The organism is Streptomyces sp. NPDC059895 (assembly GCF_042731035.1).
GTDB lineage: Bacteria > Actinomycetota > Actinomycetes > Streptomycetales > Streptomycetaceae > Streptomyces.
Genome location: NZ_JBHWKO010000037.1, coordinates 15,658 through 32,329, shown reverse-complemented (window position 1 = coordinate 32,329; position 16,672 = coordinate 15,658). Strand labels below are relative to the sequence as shown.

The following is a 16,672-nucleotide window of genomic DNA, read 5'->3' as shown; positions in this document are numbered from 1 at the left end:
CCGTGACCACCCCGCACTGGATCTTCGGCGACCAGCTCGGACCGCACTTCCTCGCTCCCGGTGACGACGGTCCCGGCCGGGAGGCGCCCGTGGTGATGATCGAGGCCCGCTCCGTCTTCCGCCGACGGCGCTTCCACCGGGCCAAGGCCCACCTGGTGCTGTCCGCGATGCGCCACCGGGCGGCCGAACTCGGCGACCGGGTGCGCTACGTCCGGGCCGAGACCTACCGGGAGGGACTGCGCGCGGCGGTCGGCACCGGGCCGGTCACCGTGTGCCATCCCACCTCGCGCGCCGCGCTGCGGTTCGTGCGGTCGCTGGAGAACGTCACGGTCCTGCCCCCGCGCGGCTTCCTGGTGGCGCGGGACGACTTCCGCGCGTGGGCCGACGGGCACGGCGGACAGCGGTTGCGGCAGGAGGACTTCTACCGGTGGGTGCGCCGTACGCACGACCTGCTGATGGACGGCGACGAACCCGCGGGCGGCCGCTGGAACCACGACCACGACAACCGCGAGCCGCCCCCGAAGGGCGCCCGAGCCCTGGACGTTCCCCCGCCCTACCGGCCCCGTGAGGACGCCGTCGACGACGAGGTCCGGGCCGACCTCGACCGCTGGCGGGAGCGGGACGGCATCGCCTTCGTGGGGCGCGACGGGCCGCGGCTCTTCCCCGCCTCGCGCCGGGAGGCGCTGGCCGCGCTGCGCCGGTTCGTCGCCCACCGGCTGGCCGGCTTCGGCCCGTACGAGGACGCGCTGCTGGCGGCCGATCCGGTCATGAGCCACAGCCTGCTGTCGTCGTCCCTCAACCTGGGTCTGCTGGATCCCGCCGAATGCGTGGAGCGCGCGGAGGACGCCTGGCGGTCGGGCGACGTGCCCGTCAACAGCGCGGAGGGGTACGTCCGGCAGATCGCGGGCTGGCGCGAGTACGTGTGGCAGCTGTACTGGCACTTCGGCGAGGACTACCGGCACAGCAACGCCCTCGGGCACCGGGCGCCCCTGCCGGGCTGGTTCCTGGAGCTGGACGCCGACGCCGTCACGGCCCGCTGCCTGGCCACGGTCCTCGCGCAGGTGCGGGACACCGGCTGGACCCATCACATCCCGCGGCTCATGGTGCTGGGCAGTCACGCCCTCCAGCGCGGCTGGGACCCGGCCGCCGTGACCGACTGGTTCCACCGCTGCTTCGTCGACGGCTACGACTGGGTGATGCTGCCGAACGTCGTCGGCATGTCCCAGTACGCCGACGGCGGGCGGATGACCACCAAGCCGTACACCTCGGGCGGGGCGTACCTGCACCGGATGAGCGACCTGTGCGGGCCCTGCGCCTACCGGCCGACGCGCCGGGTCGGTGAGGGGGCGTGTCCGTACACGGCCGGCTACTGGGCCTTCCTGCACCGGCACCGGAGCCGTTTCGCGGGCAACCCCCGGATGAGGCAGCCCGTGGCGGGCCTGGACCGGCTGACCGACCTGGACGAGCTGCTGCGGGAGGAGGCGGGACGGGACGACGGACCGCCCTGAGCGGCGGCGCCCGCGCGTGGGGCGCGGCACACCCGCGGGGTGCGGAGGCCGGGTGCGGGAGCGCACCGCGCGGGCACGGCGTCAGTCGCGCAGGTCCTGGAGCACCTCGCGGGCGGCCCGTGCCCCCGATGCCAGGGCGCCCTGGACGGACCCCGTGGCGCGGTGGTCGCCGCAGACGTACCGCCCGGGGGCCACGCGGGTCGTGCGGCTCAGCGGCTGCGGGGGCGTCATGGCGGGCAGTGCGTCGGGGACGGTCCGGACGGTCAGCAGGTCCCAGCCGGCCGGGTCGGCGCCGTACGCGTCCCCCGCGGCCTCGCGCACCGCGCGCTCCCGCCCGGTGTCGTCGCGCCCGAGGACCGAGGTGGCGATCAGGGCGTGGCCGGCGGGGGCGTAGCCGGGCACCACCTCGGACAGGACGCAGGTGTTGAGGAACCGGCGCCGGTCGTCGATCACGAGGGTCGGCTCGCGCAGCGGCGGGCGCGGTGCCACGTGGTAGTACGTCGTCACCGTGCGGCAGACGGGCACGTCCAGGCCGGGCAGCAGTGCGGCGGCCGGGCCCGGGCCGGTCGCGACCACCACCCGGCGCGCCGTCACCTCGGCGCCGTCGGCCGTCACGGCGCCCGTGCCGGTCAGGTGCCGCACGGCGGTCCCGAGGCGGACGGTGTCCTCGGGCAGCGCGGCCGCCAGGGCGCGGGGCACCGCGCCGATGCCGTCGGAGGGCAGGCACAGGGTGCCGCGGAGCATGCTGCGCCAGACGAGGTGGAAGACCCGGCCGGACGTCTCCAGCCGGTCCTCCAGGAACACCCCGGAGAGGAACGGGCGGAAGAAGGTCTCCACGAACGCGTCCGAGAAGCCCGCCGCGGCCAGCACGGACCGGGTGCTGCCGGCCTCACGGCGCTTCAGCAGCCGTACCGGGGTGAACATGTCCCCCGCCGACAGGACGCCGAGGGCGAGGAGGTCGCGCGGGCCGGCCAGGCGTCCCGGAAGCAGGTCGGGGAGGGCGCGGGGCCGACGGGTCGGGTCGGTGAAGCGCAGCATGCCCCGGTCGGTGCGCACGGCGATGCCGGGGGTGAACGGGCGCAGCCGCAGCTCCCGCAGGGTCAGCCGGCGCCGGAGCTGCGGGTAGGAGGTGTTGAGTACCTGGAAGCCGCGGTCGATGACGAACCCGTCGACGTGGTCGGAGCGCATGCGTCCGCCCACGCCGTCGGAGGCCTCGAGCACGCGGACGTCGAGCCCCGCCGCCAGCAGATCCCGGGCGCAGGCGAGCCCGGCGACACCCGCTCCGATCACGAGGACGTCCGAGGGATCCCTGTCCATGGTCACGTGGGCGCCTTTCGTCGTACGGCCGGTGGGGGCCACCGCCCGCCCGGGTACCCCCGTCGGGGCTTCCCGTTCCGGGTGGGACGTGGGTGCGGGAGAGGCGGATCGGCCGGGCGGGGGCGCGGCCGGGGCGCGGCCGGGGCGCGGATCGCCGGACCTCGACGCGGCCGGGAAGCGGCTGCGCCGGACGTCAGCCGGGCGCCGCGTCCGCGGTGGGCCGCCTGGGTGGCGGGGGTGGTCGGGGCCCGGCCCGGCCGGGTGGCTCCTCCGCACCGGCGCGCGGGCCGGGCGTCTCACCAGGTACGGCCCGCGCCCAGCAGCAGGTCTCGGACGCGTGCGATGTCCGGGTTCTCCAGCGCACCGGGCCGCTGGACGAGGAAGCCGGTGTTGATGGGCGGGTCGTCGGGCTCGTGCAGGGCGATGAGCGCCCCCGACGCCAGCTCCTCCTGGCACAGGTAGCGGGGCAGCACGGTGAATCCGGCGCCGGCGGCGACCGCGGCCAGCACTCCGCGCAGGTCGGGCACGGTCACCGCGGAGGGGCCGGACAGCCGCCGCCCGAAGACGTGCCGCCAGTACCGGCGCGCGATCGGGAGATCCTCCGCGTACGCGACCATGGGGACGGAGTGGAGCGCCGCGGGCAGCTCGGCGGCCGGCCGGTCCCCGATCCGCTCCGCCCACACGGGGGCCGCCACCAGTACGAACTCCTCGTCGGTCAGGGGTGACGAGGTCAGGGTGCGGCCGCGCGGGCGGATCGTGGAGATGACGAGGTCGTGGCGTCCGGCCCGCAGTTCGTCGAGCAGCGGGTCGGTCAGTCCGGTCGCCACGCGCAGCCGGACGCCGTCGGCGACGAGCGGCGCCAGGGCGGGCAGGACGCGGGTGCACAGCAGTTCGGCCGGGCCGGCGAGGTGCACGGGCCCGGGCCGGCCGGCCGCTGCCGGGTCCGGGCCGGCCACCGCGGCGAGTTCGTCGAGCGGGACGGCGATCCGGGCCGCCAACTGGTCGGCGACGGCCGTGGGGGCGACCCCGCGCGGGAGTCGCTCGAACAGTTCGCGCCCGGCCTGCCGCTCGAGCGCGCGCATCTGGGTCGTCACCGTCGGCTGGGACAGGCCGAGCAGATGGGCGGCGCCGGTGAACGTACCCGACCGGTAGACCGCCAGAAAGGTGCGCAGCAGGTTCAGGTCCAGGTGCTGGGGGTATTCCACTGTGCTGAGTATTCCCGGCCTGCCATTCGTTTTCCAATGCCGGACATTGGAAGACCCATTGGAGCCCTGCGCCTCGAACGGCTTACGTTCGACGACGTCGGCAGGCCGTTCCTCGCGCCGTGCGCGCCACGCCGCGAGACGGCGTCCTGGCGACGGTCGCCCCTTCCCCCTGGAACCTCGACCCCTTTCGGAGACACACCATGGCCACGATCCTTTTCGTGATGACCGGCGCCGACCACTGGACGCTGAACGACGGCACCCGGCACACGACCGGCTTCTGGGCCGAGGAGGCCGTCGCGCCCTACGAGGCGTTCCGGGCGGCGGGCCACCAGGTCGTCGTCGCCACGCCCGGCGGTGTCGTCCCGCCCGTCGACAAGGGCAGCCTGGCCGCCGAGGCCAACGGCGGCCAGGAGGGCGCCGACCGGATCGCCGCCGGGCTGGACACCATGACCGAACTGCGCCGCCCGGTCCGTCTGGAGGACGTCGACCTCGGCGACTACGCGGCCGTCTTCTACCCGGGGGGCCACGGCCCGATGGAGGACCTCGCCGTGGACGCCGCCTCCGGCAGGGTGCTGGTCGAGACCCTGGAGTCGGGCAAGCCGCTCGGGGTGGTCTGCCACGGCCCCGCCGCCCTGCTGGCCGCGGTGCGGGAGGACGGCTCCAACGCCTTCGCGGGCTACCGGGTCGCCGCCTTCACCAACGCCGAGGAATTCCAGGCAGGCCTGGGCCAGAAGGCCAGGTGGCTGCTCCAGGACCGGCTGACCGAGGCGGGTGTCGACGTACAGGTCGGCGAGCCGTGGGCGCCGAACGTGGTCGTCGACCGCAACCTGGTCACCGGCCAGAACCCGGCCTCCTCCGAGCCGCTCGCGGCCGAGCTGCTGAAGCAGCTGGGCTGACCGCGAGGAGGGGCGACACCGCGCACCGGGCGCACCGGGCGCACACGGAACGTCGGTGCCCCGGCGACGGGCCGGGGGTGCGTCGACTCCCCGGCGACAAACCGGGCTGAGGTGCGTCGACGCCTGACCGAGGGGCGGACAAGTACCGGCATCGACCCAGCGCCCGGCAGGCGTGTACAGCGCGCCGGCGCCCCGTCCCGGCAGGTGAGTACAGGCCATCGGCCGCTCCGCCGGGCGCCGGGCGGAGCGGGAAAAGGCGTCGGCGCCTCGCCGCCCGCCAAGCGAGCGCGGAGCATCACCCCCGGCTCAGCCGAGCGGGAACGGGGCGTCGGCCGCCGGTCCGCGCTCCTGCGCGGGGGCCAGCACCTCCAGGGCCTCGCGCAGCCCGGCGGGCCGGGGCATCCCGGGCGCCGAGCGCCCCGCCCAGCCGGGGCCGCCGAGGACGACCATGGGCCGGCGCCGGGCGCCGTGCGCGCCCCACCGCGTGTCGGCGACGTGGCGGGCGAGCGCCAGGCTCGCCATGGAGCGCGCCTGGGCCCACAGGACGACCGACGACGGCCCCAGGCGCCGGACCGCGGCCGTCAGCGCCTCCGCGGGCACGGCGGCGCCGAACATGCGGGTGCGCAGCCCCAGGTGGCTCAGGCCCGCGTTGAGCGCCTCCAGCGGCAGGGTGTGCTGCTCCCCGGGCACGCAGGCCAGCAGCACCGGCCCGGCGCCACCAGGCCCCCCGTCCCCGTTCCCGGGCGCGGGGGGCCTGGTGGCGCGTCGCAGGGTGGTGGAGACGTGCCAGGACAGCAGGTGCTCGACCTCGACGTACCGGTCGCCGGACGACGCCCACTTCCGCCCCACGGCGTGCAGCGTCGGCATCATCACCTCCTGCCAGGCGACGGTCAGCCCGTGCCGTTCGACGGCGTCGGCCAACTGGTCCTCGACGGCCGGCGCGTCGAGCCGTACGGCGGCGCGGGCCAGCCCCCGGCACTCCTGGCGCACGTCACCGCCGAAGGGCAGCGCACCGGCCGCGCGGGACCGGCCGCCACCGCCCGCCGCCGGACCGGCCGGTGCGCCGCCGCCCGCCGCGGCCCCGGCCGACGCGGTCCCAGCCGACGCGGTCCCAGCCGACGCGATTGCGACCGACGCGGTCCCGGCCGCGGCCAAGTCGACGGGTCCGGCCCCGCCCTCCGGTGCCGGCCCCGCCGCGCCCCCCTCCGGCACCGGCCCCGCCGCGACCCCTTCTTCCCGTGCCGCCCGCGCCCCTTCCCGCGCGGTCCGCGCCGCCTCGGCGGGCGGTACTCCCGCGGCCGTCAGCCGGCACATCGCCTCCAGTACGGCCACGTCCTGGGGCCGCCAGCGGCGGTGCCGGCCGTCGGCGCGGACGGCGGGGCCGATGCCGTAGCGGCGGTCCCAGGAGCGCAGCGTGGTGGGTGCCACGCCCAGGCGGCGCGCCAGGGCGCCGGTGGTCAGGCCGGCCTCCTCGGGGCTCGGGAACTCGCTCATGGCACGACGATACGACGCGGAATCGACGCACGTTGAGGCGCCGCCGCAGCGGCTCGCACGATGACGGCACCGGGACGCCCCGGACGAACGTCCGCACCGGCCCGGTGACAGGCCGCCAGACGTGAGGAGCCGTCGTCATGAGCCCGCCGACCATCGCCCCGGCCCCGCCCGCCCCCACGGCCGCGGCACGGGCCGTCGACCCGGACCACCTCCCCGACGAGGAACTGGCGCGCGGTCTCGTCGCGGGCGACGAGGCGTGCCTCGCCGCCGTCTACCGGCGCTGGTCCACCCTGGTGCACACGCTGGCCTGGCGTTCGCTGGGCGACGCGAAGGAGGCCGAGGACGTCACCCAGCAGGTGTTCATCGGCGTCTGGCGCGGTCGCGCGGGCTACCGGTCCGAGCGCGGCACGGTCGGCGGCTGGATCGTCGGCATCACCCGGCGCAAGATCGCCGACGCCCTCGCGGCCCGCACCCGCCGGGGGAACCTGGTCGCCTCGGCCGGTTCCGTCCTCGCCCTGACCGATCCCGGACGCGACCGCCCGGAGACGGTCGTGGACCGCGTCGTGCTGCGCAGCGAGCTCGCCAGACTGCCCGCGCCCCAGCGGCGGGTGCTGCGGCTGGCCTTCTACGGGGACCTGAGCCAGACCCAGATCGCGGCGCTCACCGGCTGGCCGCTGGGCACGGTCAAGAGCCACGCCCGGCGCGGCATGCACCAGCTGCGACGCCGCCTGGAGAGCGGGAACGAGACGTACGACTGACGTACACCTGCCCCGCGGCCGCCGACTCCCCGGCCGTCGGGCCACTCGGAGGCGTTTTCGACGCACGAACGCTGCGCCGGAAGACCCGGCACCCGGGTGAACTCCGCGTCCCGCGCATCCGAAGGGCTTCGGGCGCCGGAAGCCCTTCGCGCGGCAGCCCTTTCCCCTTCGGGCGCCGCGGGCGGGAGCGCGGCCCCGCTCCCCCCTCGCCCCTGGAGAGAGTCGGTGCTCTCCGGGGGCGAGCCCTTTGCGCGACACACGCGGCAGGCCCGGGCGCGCGCCCGCGTCGCGGCACCCGGCCCACCCCACCTGACCTCTACACATAAAGGGCAAATAAGCGCAGAATGAACCTGCGCGGCGCTTACCGCACACCGCACCAGACGCGGTCAGGCCTGCAAGTCGAAGGAGACGAGTCATGGCCAACGTCTCGCCCGCCAGAGGCGACATGTCGACTCACCCCGATGTATCCGAGATGCGCGCACGGTACGAACGCGTGCTCGGTGGTCGTGATGTGGCGCTCGTGGACGGACCGGTGTTCCTGCTCGGTCTGTACTGCGCCGTGTCCCCGTGGATACTGCACTACACCGCCAGCCAGCCCGCGCTCGTGGCGCACAACCTGATCGTCGGCACGGCGATCGGTCTGCTGGCGCTCGGATTCACCGCGGCTCCGGCCCGCATGTACGGCCTCAGCTGGGCCATGTGCGCGCTGGGCATCTGGATGATCATCGCCCCGTGGGTCGTCGGCGACAGCCCGGACGCGGGTGTCATCGTGAACAACATCGTCATCGGCGCCCTGGCCCTGGTCCTGGGGCTGATGTGCGCCGGTACGGCGGCGAGGAGCGTCCCGAAGCCCTGACCCGACCGGACGGAGAGCGAGCCGGCCGGTCCACGCGCGGGCCGGCCGGCTCGCTCGCTCCGACGTACGGCAGACGTACGGCAGACGTACGGCCCGCGTACGGGTGGGCGGCGCGGCCCGGAGCCCGCCGGTCAGGGCGCGTACACGTACGGCGTCGTCGTGCTCACGGCCGCGAAGCCGAGCCGCTCCAGGACGGGGCGGCTCAGGTCGGAGGCGTCGACCTGGAGGTACCGGTAGCCACGCTCCGCGGCGGCGCGGGCCCGGTGGGCGACGAGGGCCCGGTAGACGCCGCGGCCGCGCCAGCCCTCGACGGTCCCGCCGCCCCACAGCCCGGCGAACCCGGTGCCGGGCACCAGTTCCATCCGCGCCGAGCTCACCGGCTCGTCCCCGGCGACGGCGACGACGGCGACGACCGTGTCCGGGGCATCGCTCAGACAGGCCAGCAGATGCCGCCGCAGACGTGAGGCGTCGGCCCCGAACGCCCGCTCGTGCACCTCCGCCAGCAGGTCGACACCCGCCGGGTCGGTGACGGGCAGCACGCGGACCCCGTCGGGCGGTTCGGCACCGGACAGCAGGTCACGTGTCTCGCCGATCATCAGCGTCTCCTCTGGTCCGGGCCGGAACCCGGCGTCCGCGAGCCGGCGTCCGAGGTCCGCCGGGCCGTCGTGCCCGTAGAGCTTCCACTCGAACTCGCGGTCGATCCGCGAGAAGTACGCGATCTGCCCGGCGATCGCCGCATCGGCGTCGGCCGTCCCGAGCGAGGACCAGACGACGCCGTTCCAGCCCTGCGCGGAAGCCACCTGCCGGACTACGTTCCCGTGGCGTTCGATCCGGGCACCGGGGCCGTCGGGCCGTGCGCCCTCGCGCATGTCCCGGTCGTAGAGCGCGCGTACGGCGGCATGGTCCACGCGCCCACTCCAGCACCCCGGCACGGCCGCCTCAACCGGATTACGGGCGGACGCGGACGGACCGGCGGGGCCGCGCGCCGTCCTGGGCTGGTCGGCGAAGATCGGCACCCGATGGCCAGGAGGTCCGTGGACGATGGTGAAGGACGACGAACTCCCCTGTCTGCGACGCTGCGTCGAGCTCGCCGCCGAGGCGCTCGGATCCGGGGACGAGCCGTTCGGCTCGGTGCTGGTCGGCGCCGACGGCACGGTGCTCGCCGAGGACCGCAACCGGGTGGCGTCGGGCGACCGCACCCGCCACCCCGAGTTCGAGCTGGCCCGCTGGTCCGCGGCCCGGCTCTCGCCCGAGGAGCGGGCGGCGGCCACCGTCTACACCTCCGGGGAGCACTGCCCGATGTGCGCGGCGGCCCACGCCTGGGTGGGCCTCGGCCGCATCGTGTACGTCGCCTCCTCCGCGCAGCTCGCCGCCTGGCTCGCCGAGTGGGGCGTACCGGCTGCCCCGGTCAGGGCCCTGCCGGTCCAGGAGGTGGCGCCCGGGGTGACCGTGGAGGGGCCGGTCCCGGAGCTGGCGGAGGAGGTACGGGGGCTCCACCGGCGGTTCCACGGCGCCTGAGGGCGGGGGCGGGACGGTCGCCGCCCGCCCCGGAGCGGACCGGTGGACGCCCCTGGTGGAGGGGCGGGTCAGCGACGCGCGCCCGGCCGGTACCGGCGGTACAGCAGTGCTCCACCGAGGACCAGGGCCGCGCTGCCCGCAGCGGCGGGGACGGTGACGTCCGCCCCCGTCCGGGCGAGGGAGCCGCCGACCGCTTCGGGCACCTCGGGCGCCTGCGCCTGATGTGCCGGCGCCGGGGCCTGGGGCGCCGGGGCCGCCGGGACGGTCCTCGGGCCGGTCGGGCCCGGCCGGGACGCGGCGGGCGGCGTGTTCCGCGGCGGCTCCGCCGCCGGCCCGGCCGGGGGCGCGGGCTCCTCGCCCGAGGTGTTCACGGACTCGTTGCCGAACACCGGGTTGAGGATGCCGACCACGTCCACGCCGTTGCCACTGGCGTTGACGGGGAGGTCGACCGGCGACTGGACGCCGTTGCCGGCGACGACGCCCGGGGAGTGCGCCGTGCTGCTGGTCGCCGTCGCACCACCACCCGGCTTCGCGCCGTGGCCCGGCTTCACGCCGCCACCCGGCTTCGTACCGCCGCCCGGCTTCGTACCGCCGCCCGGTTTCGCGCCCGAGTGGCCGGAGCCCTCGTTGACGCAGGTGTTGCCCGCGGCGGGGTTCAGCAAGCCCACCACGTTCACGGTGTTCCCGCACAGATTCACCGGGAGGTGCACCGGCACCTGGACGGTGTTGCCGGCGATCACCCCCGGCGAGCCTGCCGCCGAGCCGTTCGCGGCGGAGTCGGCGAACGCGGGCATCGTCACGGCCATCGCGCCCGATGCGGCGGCGACGGCGATCACACCGTTTCGGGTAACCCGTCTCATGGGTCCCTGCCTTCCAGACATGTCGCGGGCGCTCGCCCGCACCCCGTAGAACGCGGACGAACCGTCCGAGTTATGCCTAATCGGTCTTTCACCCCATTGGGTGTCACCTCGTCGAACACACGACACCCTCCCCCGACGGCCCGCGCGGCGGGCGCGGGGTGGCCACCGCGCGGGCCTCCCGCCCGTCCGGAGGCGGCCCCCGCGGGGCCCGCCTATCGTGGGCGGGGGCGTCGGCGCACGGTCCGCCGTGGGGCGCCCCTGGAGGCACTGATGCTGGCCAAGCTGTCGAGGCGGCCCGTGCCGCGGCGCCGCGCGCTCGCCGTCACCGCCGCCGCCCTGACCCTGCTGGGCACGGGCCCGCCCACCGCGACCGCGGACACGGACGGTGACCGCCACCCCGGCCTGTCACGGTTCTACGACCAGAAGGTCGCCTGGACGACGTGCGAGGGCGAGGGCATGCCCGACGATCTGCAGTGCGGCAAGGTGACCGTCCCCCTGGACTACGCGCACCCGAAGGCCGGTTCCCTGGACCTGGCGCTCGCCCGCTACCGGGCCACCGGCGACAAGCGGGGCTCGGTGCTGCTGAACTTCGGCGGGCCGGGCGGCCCGGGCGTCGCCGAACTCGCTTACGGCGGCGGCAAGGAGTTCATGGGCCTCACCGACGGCTACGACGTGGTCTCCTTCGATCCCCGGGGCGTCGGCCGGTCCTCGCCGGTCAGCTGCGGGGAGGGCGAGGAGGACGCGCTCGCCGCCCTCGACAACACCCCGGCCGACGCCTCCGACCCGCGGGTGCTGCTGGAGCGGCTGAAGGACGCCGCCGCCGCGTGCGCCGAGCACTCCGGGCCCGTCCTGCCGCACATAGGCACCGTGAACGCGGCCCGGGACATGGACGTGATGCGGGCGGCACTCGGCGACGACAAGCTCAACTACCTGGGGTTCTCCTACGGCACCCGGCTCGGCGCGGTGTACGCCGCGGAGTTCCCCGACCGGGTGGGCCGGCTCGTGATGGACGGCGTGGACACGCTCACCGAGCCGCTCGCGGAGCAGGGCGTCGCGGGCGCGCGGGGCCAGCAGCGGGCGCTGGAGGAGTTCGTCGACTGGTGCGCCGACGACATCGCGTGCCCGTTCGGCCAGGACCCGCGCAGGGCCCGCGAGGAGGTCGTACGGGTCGTCCGCTCGCTGGACGAGGACCCGGTGGCGACCGATTTCGGCGACTGGTTCACCGGGCAGGACCTGGTGGGCGCCATCGGGCAGGGTCTGTACAGCAAGGAGCTGTGGCCGTCCCTGGAGCGGGCGCTGGCACAGCTCGTCGAGCACGGGGACACCAGCGGCGTCATGGCGTTCGCGACCGGCGGCCTGGGGCTGCCGTTCCGCGGCCCGGACGGCGGCGCCGGACCCACCGGGGACCTGGCGGGCACCGGAGACCTGAAGGGCGCCGGGAAGCCGGAGAACGCCGGCGAGCCGGCCGACGGGGAGGACGTCCCCCTCGACAACCTTCCGGCGGCGCTGATGGCGATCAACTGCGCGGACGACCCCGACCGCCCCACCGCCGCCCAGGTCACCGCCGACCTGAAGCGGCTGCGCGCCGTCTACGAGAAGGCGTCGCCGGTCTTCGGCCGGTACCGGCTCACCCAGGTCCTGATGTGCTACGGCCGCCCCAAGGGCACCGACTACATCCGCGACGAGGTCAAGGACCTCGACACGCCGAGGATGCTGCTCGTGGGGACGCGCGGCGACCCGGCGACGCCGTACCGCTGGACCGTGGAGACGGCGGAGCGCCTCGGGCCGTCGGCCGTGGTGCTGGACAACCGGGCCGAGGGACACACCGGGTACGGCTCGTCGAAGTGCGTCCACCGCAAGGTCGACGACTTCCTGCTGTACGGCTCCCTCCCGCCGAGCGGCAGCTCGTGCGGGGCGGACGAGGACGGCTGAGTGCTCCGGTACCTGCCGCTGCTGCTCGTCGCGGCCGGCGCGGCCGGGACGGCCACGGCCGCGGCCGTCCTGTCCGCGGGGTGGTGGTGGGCGGCCGGTCCGCTGCTGGCGCTGACCGGGCTGGGCTGCCGGGACCTGGCGCAGCGCCGGGACGCGGTGCTGCGCGGGCGGCCCCTGGCCGGGCGGCTGCGGCGGGGGCGGGCCGTCGTCCGGGAGCGCGCCCGGGAGGTGGACGTGGACGCGGACGGCCATGAGTTCCTGGTGCCGTCCCTGCGCCCGGTGGAGCCGCCCGAGGAGGCGCCGGCGGTGCGGGTGGGCGGGCCCGACTGCCGCCAGCCGTACGACATGGCGCTGCTGAACGTGTCCGCGATGAGCTTCGGGGCGCTGTCGCCCCGGGCGGTCCTCGCGCTCAACCGGGCAGCACGGCTGGGGCGGTTCGCGCAGGACACCGGTGAGGGCGGGCTGTCGGAGCACCACCTGCGCGGGGGCGGCGACCTGATCTGGGAGATCGGGACGGGGTACTTCGGCTGCCGGACCGGTGACGGGGGCTTCGACGGGCGGGAGTTCGCGGACAAGGCGGCGCTTCCGGAGGTGAAGTGCGTCTGCCTGAAGCTCTCCCAGGGCGCCGCGCCCGGGGGCGGCGGGGTCCTGCCGGGAGTGAAGGTGAGCGCCGGGGTCGCACGGGAGCGGGGGGTGCCGGTGGGCGAGGCGGTGGTGTCGCCGCCGTGCCACCGGGTGTTCTCGACCCCGCGGGAACTGGTGCTGTTCCTGGCGCGGCTGCGGGAGCTGGCGGGCGGCAAGCCGGTCGGGTTCAAGCTGTGCGTCGGCTCGCGCCGGGACGTCCTCGCGGTGTGCAGGGCGATGCTGGCGGAGGGCGTGGCGCCGGACTTCGTGGTGGTGGACGGGGCGGAGGGCGGGACGGGCGCGGCGCCGGCGGAGTCCGCCGGCCGGCTGGGCCTGCCGCTCACCGAGGGGCTGATCACGGTCCACAACGCGCTGGTCGGAGCCGGCCTCAGGGACCGGATCCGGATCGGGGCGAGCGGGCGGGTGGCCACCGGCCCGGACATCGTCCGGCGTCTCGTCCAGGGCGCCGACTACACCAACTCGGCCCGCGCGATGATGCTCGCCCTCGGCTGTGTCGAGGCCCGGCGCTGCCACACGGGCACGTGTCCGGCGGGCGTCACCACCCAGGACCCGCTGCGGGCGCGCGCCCTGCACGTGGGCGAGGGGTCCCTGCGGGTCCAGCGCTACCAGCGGGCCACGGTCCGCAGCGCCGTCCGCGTCATGGCGTCGATGGGCGTGCCGGACACGGCCGGCCTCACCCCCGCCCACCTGGTGCGGCGGACGGGACCGGCCGCGCTCCGGTCGTACGCGGAGCTGTACGAGTGGCTGGAGCCGGGCGAGCTCCTCGCCGGGCCGCCGACGTCGTGGGCGCGGGACTGGGAGGCGGCGGACCCGGACGCCTTCGGCCGGCCCGCACCCCTGCCCGCCTGATCCCCTTTTGCCCCGAATGCCCGTCACGCGAATCCGCCCTATCGTGCTGCTATGGAGCACGCACTCAGCCCAGCGACCCTCTCCGAACTGCGCCGTCCGCGCCCCTACCCCGCGGTGTCCGTGCTGACCCCGACGCATCGCCGTGAGCCGGACAACGCCCAGGACCGGGTGCGGCTGCGCAATGTCGTCGCCGAGGCCAAGAAGCAGTTGGAGGCCGATCCGTCGGTCACCCGGAACCGGCGCACCGATGTCGCCGGACAGCTCGACCGGGCCCTCGCCGAGGTCGACCTGACGCACGCCGAGGACGGCCTGGTGATCTTCGCCGCGCCGGGTGAGCACCAGGTGTGGTCCCTGGCCCGCCCCGTGCCCGAGCGGGTCGTCCTCTCCGACACGTTCCTCACCCGCAACCTGGTCTCCGCCCAGGCGGCCGAGCGGCCGTTCTGGGTGCTGTCGCTCTCCCCCGACCGCGTCACCCTGTGGAACGGCGGCGCCGACCGGGTCGCCGAGGTCCGCACCGGCGGCTTCCCGCTGGTGCGGAGCCGGGAGAACTTCGACGCCGAGCGCATGGAGCGCATCGGCGACCTGCCGAGCACCTACCGCGACGAGGACACCCGCCGCTTCCTGCGCGACGCCGACATCGCCATGGCCCGGCTGCTGCGCCAGGACCCGCGGCCGCTGTACCTGACCGGCGAGGAGGCCGCGCTCTCCCTCCTGGACGAGTCGGGGGGCGTCGCCCGGGAGGCGCTGCACGTGCGGCACGGCGGTCTCGCGCACGGCTCCGCCGAGGCCGTGTGGCAGGCCGTACGGCCGCTGCACGACGCGCAGGCCCGCCGGGACACCGCCGCGGTGGGCCGGGAGCTGGACGCGGCGCGCGGCCACCGCACCTTCGCGGCGGGCGTCGACGAGGTCTGGCGGAGCGCCCGGGAGGGCCGGGTCCGGCTGCTGGCGGTCGAGGAGAACTACCGCGTCACGGTCCGCGACGACGGGGACCACCTGGTCCCGGCGGGCGGCGGCGACCTGGACTCCCGCGAGGACATCGTCGACGAGATCGTCGAGCAGTGCCTGGAGACGGGCGCCGAGGTGCACTTCGTCCCGGACGGCGCCCTGGGCGACGCGCACGGCATCGCGGGGGTGCTGCGCTACTGAGGCGGCCCTCCCCCCACGTCCGAGGCGCCCCTCCCCGGCGACCCGGGCAGCCCTCCTCGGCGTTCTCCCCGGCGGCGTACGCTACGGCGTGATCACCGTCGGGGAGGGAGAACGCACGTGGGTGACCTGCTGGGCGTGGCGGTCCTGGGCGCCGGACACATGGGCGCCGACCATATACGCCGCCTCGACCAGGTGGTGAGTGGCGCCAGGGTCGCCGCGGTGGCCGACGCCGACTCCGCCCGCGCCGAGGAGGCCGTCGCCGGGATCGCGGGCGTCTTCACGCACACGGAGGTGGAGGCCGTTCTGGACGCCCCGGGCGTCGAGGCCGTCCTGATCGCCTCTCCCGGTCCCGCGCACGAGGAGGCGCTGCTCGCGGCCTTCGCCCGCGGTCTGCCGGTGCTGTGCGAGAAGCCCATGGTGCCGGACCCGGCCGGCGCGCTGCGTGTCCTGGAAGCGGAGGCGGGGCTGGGCCGGCGGCTGGCCCAGATCGGTTTCATGCGGCGTTACGACGCCGGGTACCGCAGGCTCAAGGCGCTGCTGGACGACGGGCGCCTGGGCCGGCCGCTGATGCTGCACTGCACCCACCGCAATGTCTCCTCCCCGCCCGGCTTCACCAGCGCCATGCTCATCGACAGCTCCGTGTCGCACGAGATCGACGCGGCCCGCTGGCTGCTGGGCCAGGAGCTGACGGCGGTCACGGTGCTGCGGCCGCGCCCCTCGTCCGGCGCCCCGGCGGGTCTGGCCGACCCGCAGTTCGTGCTCTTCGAGACCGACGGCGGCGCCCTGGTCGACGTGGAGGTCTTCGTCAACTCCGGCTTCGGCTACCAGGTGCGCTGCGAGGCGGTGTGCGAGGCGGGCAGCGCCCGCATCGGAGACGACCACGGCATGCTCGTGGCGGCGGGCGGCACGGCCGGCACGGACGTACCGCAGGACTACCTGGTCCGGTTCGTCGACGCCTACGACCGCGAGGTGCGGGCCTGGGTCGACGCCGTCCGGCGGGGCACGGTCACCGGTCCGAGCGCCTGGGACGGATACGCGGCCGCCGTGGTCGCCGAGGCCGGGGTCCGGGCGTCGGAGACGGGGACGCGCGTGAACGTCGGCCTCGCCCCGCGTCCGGCCCTGTACGGCTGACGGTCCAGGCCGGGCCCCCAGCGCCGGGGCCGGGCGGCCGCGAGCGTGTCAGACGTTGCCGAGGAGGGTTTCGAGCCCGCGGTCGACCGCGGCGCCGACGTCCTCGCGTCCCGCCGCGACCACGGCGTGGCTGCGCAGCAGGAACCGGCGCAGGGCGGCCGTGTCGAAGCGGAGGAGGGCCAGTCCGAGCGGCGAGTGCAGCTCCAGCACCGTCCCGGCCCGGCCGCACGGCCAGATCTGCACGTCACCGGTGCCGGCCGGCCCGTCCAGCCCCTCCTCCAGCAGCGCGCGCCCGAAGGTCCAGGTGACGGCCTCGTCCTTCAGGCACGCCTCGGGCGGGAAGTCGAGGTGCACGGCGAGCGGGTCGTCGGAGGAGTAGCGGAGGGTGACGGGCACCGGCAGTTCCCGCTCCTGCGAGGTGATGAGCTCGGCGCGGGCGGGCTGCTGGACGGTGACGGGGACGAAATCCATGGGCGGTCTCCGCGGCGGTTGAGAGGTCGGCCGGTCGGGCGTACTGCTTGTAGGACCCCGCAGGGGCGCTCCGCATTACGCGGAAG

Annotated in this window: 15 protein-coding genes; 9 read left to right on the top strand and 6 right to left on the bottom strand. The window is 75.8% G+C overall.

What is annotated here, in order from left to right; translation table 11 throughout:
• Nucleotides 1-2: 2 nt before the first annotated feature.
• Nucleotides 3-1,508, top strand: coding sequence for a cryptochrome/photolyase family protein (locus ACFV9M_RS31465; protein WP_385074431.1), 1,506 nt, complete (start codon nt 3-5; stop codon nt 1,506-1,508).
• Between the two features lie 81 nt (nt 1,509-1,589).
• Here the strand turns inward: ACFV9M_RS31465 and ACFV9M_RS31460 are convergent, their stop codons facing one another.
• Together ACFV9M_RS31460 and ACFV9M_RS31455 are read right to left on the bottom strand one after the other, a co-directional pair.
• Nucleotides 1,590-2,825 carry an NAD(P)/FAD-dependent oxidoreductase gene (locus ACFV9M_RS31460; RefSeq protein WP_385074512.1) on the bottom strand — a complete coding sequence of 412 codons (1,236 nt, stop codon included), beginning with the start codon at nt 2,823-2,825 and terminating at the stop codon, nt 1,590-1,592.
• Nucleotides 2,826-3,121: 296 nt separating this feature from the next.
• A complete protein-coding gene (locus ACFV9M_RS31455; protein WP_385074429.1) occupies nt 3,122-4,030 on the bottom strand; it encodes a LysR family transcriptional regulator in 909 nt (302 codons plus the stop codon).
• A gap of 200 nt (nt 4,031-4,230) precedes the next feature.
• Between ACFV9M_RS31455 and ACFV9M_RS31450 the strand changes: the two genes are divergently transcribed.
• The gene (locus ACFV9M_RS31450; RefSeq protein WP_385074426.1) at nt 4,231-4,926 is read left to right on the top strand and encodes a type 1 glutamine amidotransferase domain-containing protein; all 696 of its coding nucleotides are present in this window, start codon (nt 4,231-4,233) and stop codon (nt 4,924-4,926) included.
• Nucleotides 4,927-5,232: 306 nt separating this feature from the next.
• On the opposite strand, the gene ACFV9M_RS31445 is transcribed toward ACFV9M_RS31450, so the two are convergent.
• Nucleotides 5,233-6,420, bottom strand: coding sequence for a MerR family transcriptional regulator (locus tag ACFV9M_RS31445; RefSeq protein ID WP_385102596.1), 1,188 nt, complete (start codon nt 6,418-6,420; stop codon nt 5,233-5,235).
• 137 nt (nt 6,421-6,557) lie between these two features.
• Here ACFV9M_RS31445 and ACFV9M_RS31440 point away from each other — a divergent pair, with 137 nt between their 5' ends.
• The gene (locus ACFV9M_RS31440; RefSeq protein WP_385077553.1) at nt 6,558-7,178 is read left to right on the top strand and encodes a sigma-70 family RNA polymerase sigma factor; all 621 of its coding nucleotides are present in this window, start codon (nt 6,558-6,560) and stop codon (nt 7,176-7,178) included.
• A 415-nt stretch (nt 7,179-7,593) separates the two neighbouring features.
• A complete protein-coding gene (locus ACFV9M_RS31435; RefSeq protein ID WP_385077556.1) occupies nt 7,594-8,034 on the top strand; it encodes an SPW repeat protein in 441 nt (146 codons plus the stop codon).
• A gap of 131 nt (nt 8,035-8,165) precedes the next feature.
• Here ACFV9M_RS31435 and ACFV9M_RS31430 read toward each other — a convergent pair whose 3' ends face one another.
• Nucleotides 8,166-8,942 (bottom strand): GNAT family N-acetyltransferase, encoded by a 777-nt coding sequence (locus ACFV9M_RS31430; protein ID WP_385077558.1) that lies wholly within the window; start codon nt 8,940-8,942, stop codon nt 8,166-8,168.
• A 133-nt stretch (nt 8,943-9,075) separates the two neighbouring features.
• Here ACFV9M_RS31430 and ACFV9M_RS31425 point away from each other — a divergent pair, with 133 nt between their 5' ends.
• Nucleotides 9,076-9,552, top strand: a complete 477-nt coding sequence (locus tag ACFV9M_RS31425) for a nucleoside deaminase (RefSeq protein WP_385077561.1) — start codon at nt 9,076-9,078, stop codon at nt 9,550-9,552.
• A 68-nt stretch (nt 9,553-9,620) separates the two neighbouring features.
• Here ACFV9M_RS31425 and ACFV9M_RS31420 read toward each other — a convergent pair whose 3' ends face one another.
• On the bottom strand, nt 9,621-10,412 hold the full coding sequence (locus ACFV9M_RS31420; protein ID WP_385077564.1) for a chaplin: 792 nt from the start codon (nt 10,410-10,412) through the stop codon (nt 9,621-9,623).
• Between the two features lie 270 nt (nt 10,413-10,682).
• On the opposite strand from ACFV9M_RS31420, the gene ACFV9M_RS31415 reads away from it, so the two are divergent.
• From ACFV9M_RS31415 to ACFV9M_RS31400, 4 genes are all read left to right on the top strand, one after another.
• Complete coding sequence (locus ACFV9M_RS31415; RefSeq protein WP_385077567.1) at nt 10,683-12,344, top strand: alpha/beta hydrolase; 1,662 nt, start codon at nt 10,683-10,685, stop codon at nt 12,342-12,344.
• Complete coding sequence (locus tag ACFV9M_RS31410; protein WP_385077570.1) at nt 12,345-13,838, top strand: glutamate synthase-related protein; 1,494 nt, start codon at nt 12,345-12,347, stop codon at nt 13,836-13,838.
• Nucleotides 13,839-13,889: 51 nt separating this feature from the next.
• A complete protein-coding gene (locus tag ACFV9M_RS31405; protein WP_385077572.1) occupies nt 13,890-14,984 on the top strand; it encodes a chemotaxis protein in 1,095 nt (364 codons plus the stop codon).
• Between the two features lie 117 nt (nt 14,985-15,101).
• Nucleotides 15,102-16,115, top strand: a complete 1,014-nt coding sequence (locus ACFV9M_RS31400; protein WP_385077575.1) for a Gfo/Idh/MocA family protein — start codon at nt 15,102-15,104, stop codon at nt 16,113-16,115.
• Between the two features lie 48 nt (nt 16,116-16,163).
• Here ACFV9M_RS31400 and ACFV9M_RS31395 read toward each other — a convergent pair whose 3' ends face one another.
• Nucleotides 16,164-16,586: an SsgA family sporulation/cell division regulator gene (locus tag ACFV9M_RS31395; protein WP_385077577.1), complete on the bottom strand. Its 423-nt coding sequence runs from the start codon at nt 16,584-16,586 to the stop codon at nt 16,164-16,166.
• Nucleotides 16,587-16,672: the final 86 nt, after the last annotated feature.

Coding starts and splice junctions, on each gene's coding strand:
- ACFV9M_RS31435 (WP_385077556.1), top strand. CDS start 7,594: ATGGCCAACGTCTCGCCCGCCAGAGGCGACATGTCGACTCACCCCGAT.
- ACFV9M_RS31415 (WP_385077567.1), top strand. CDS start 10,683: ATGCTGGCCAAGCTGTCGAGGCGGCCCGTGCCGCGGCGCCGCGCGCTC.
- ACFV9M_RS31395 (WP_385077577.1), bottom strand. CDS start 16,586: ATGGATTTCGTCCCCGTCACCGTCCAGCAGCCCGCCCGCGCCGAGCTC.
- ACFV9M_RS31405 (WP_385077572.1), top strand. CDS start 13,890: ATGGAGCACGCACTCAGCCCAGCGACCCTCTCCGAACTGCGCCGTCCG.
- ACFV9M_RS31425 (WP_385077561.1), top strand. CDS start 9,076: ATGGTGAAGGACGACGAACTCCCCTGTCTGCGACGCTGCGTCGAGCTC.
- ACFV9M_RS31420 (WP_385077564.1), bottom strand. CDS start 10,412: ATGAGACGGGTTACCCGAAACGGTGTGATCGCCGTCGCCGCCGCATCG.
- ACFV9M_RS31445 (WP_385102596.1), bottom strand. CDS start 6,420: ATGAGCGAGTTCCCGAGCCCCGAGGAGGCCGGCCTGACCACCGGCGCC.
- ACFV9M_RS31440 (WP_385077553.1), top strand. CDS start 6,558: ATGAGCCCGCCGACCATCGCCCCGGCCCCGCCCGCCCCCACGGCCGCG.
- ACFV9M_RS31460 (WP_385074512.1), bottom strand. CDS start 2,825: ATGGACAGGGATCCCTCGGACGTCCTCGTGATCGGAGCGGGTGTCGCC.
- ACFV9M_RS31450 (WP_385074426.1), top strand. CDS start 4,231: ATGGCCACGATCCTTTTCGTGATGACCGGCGCCGACCACTGGACGCTG.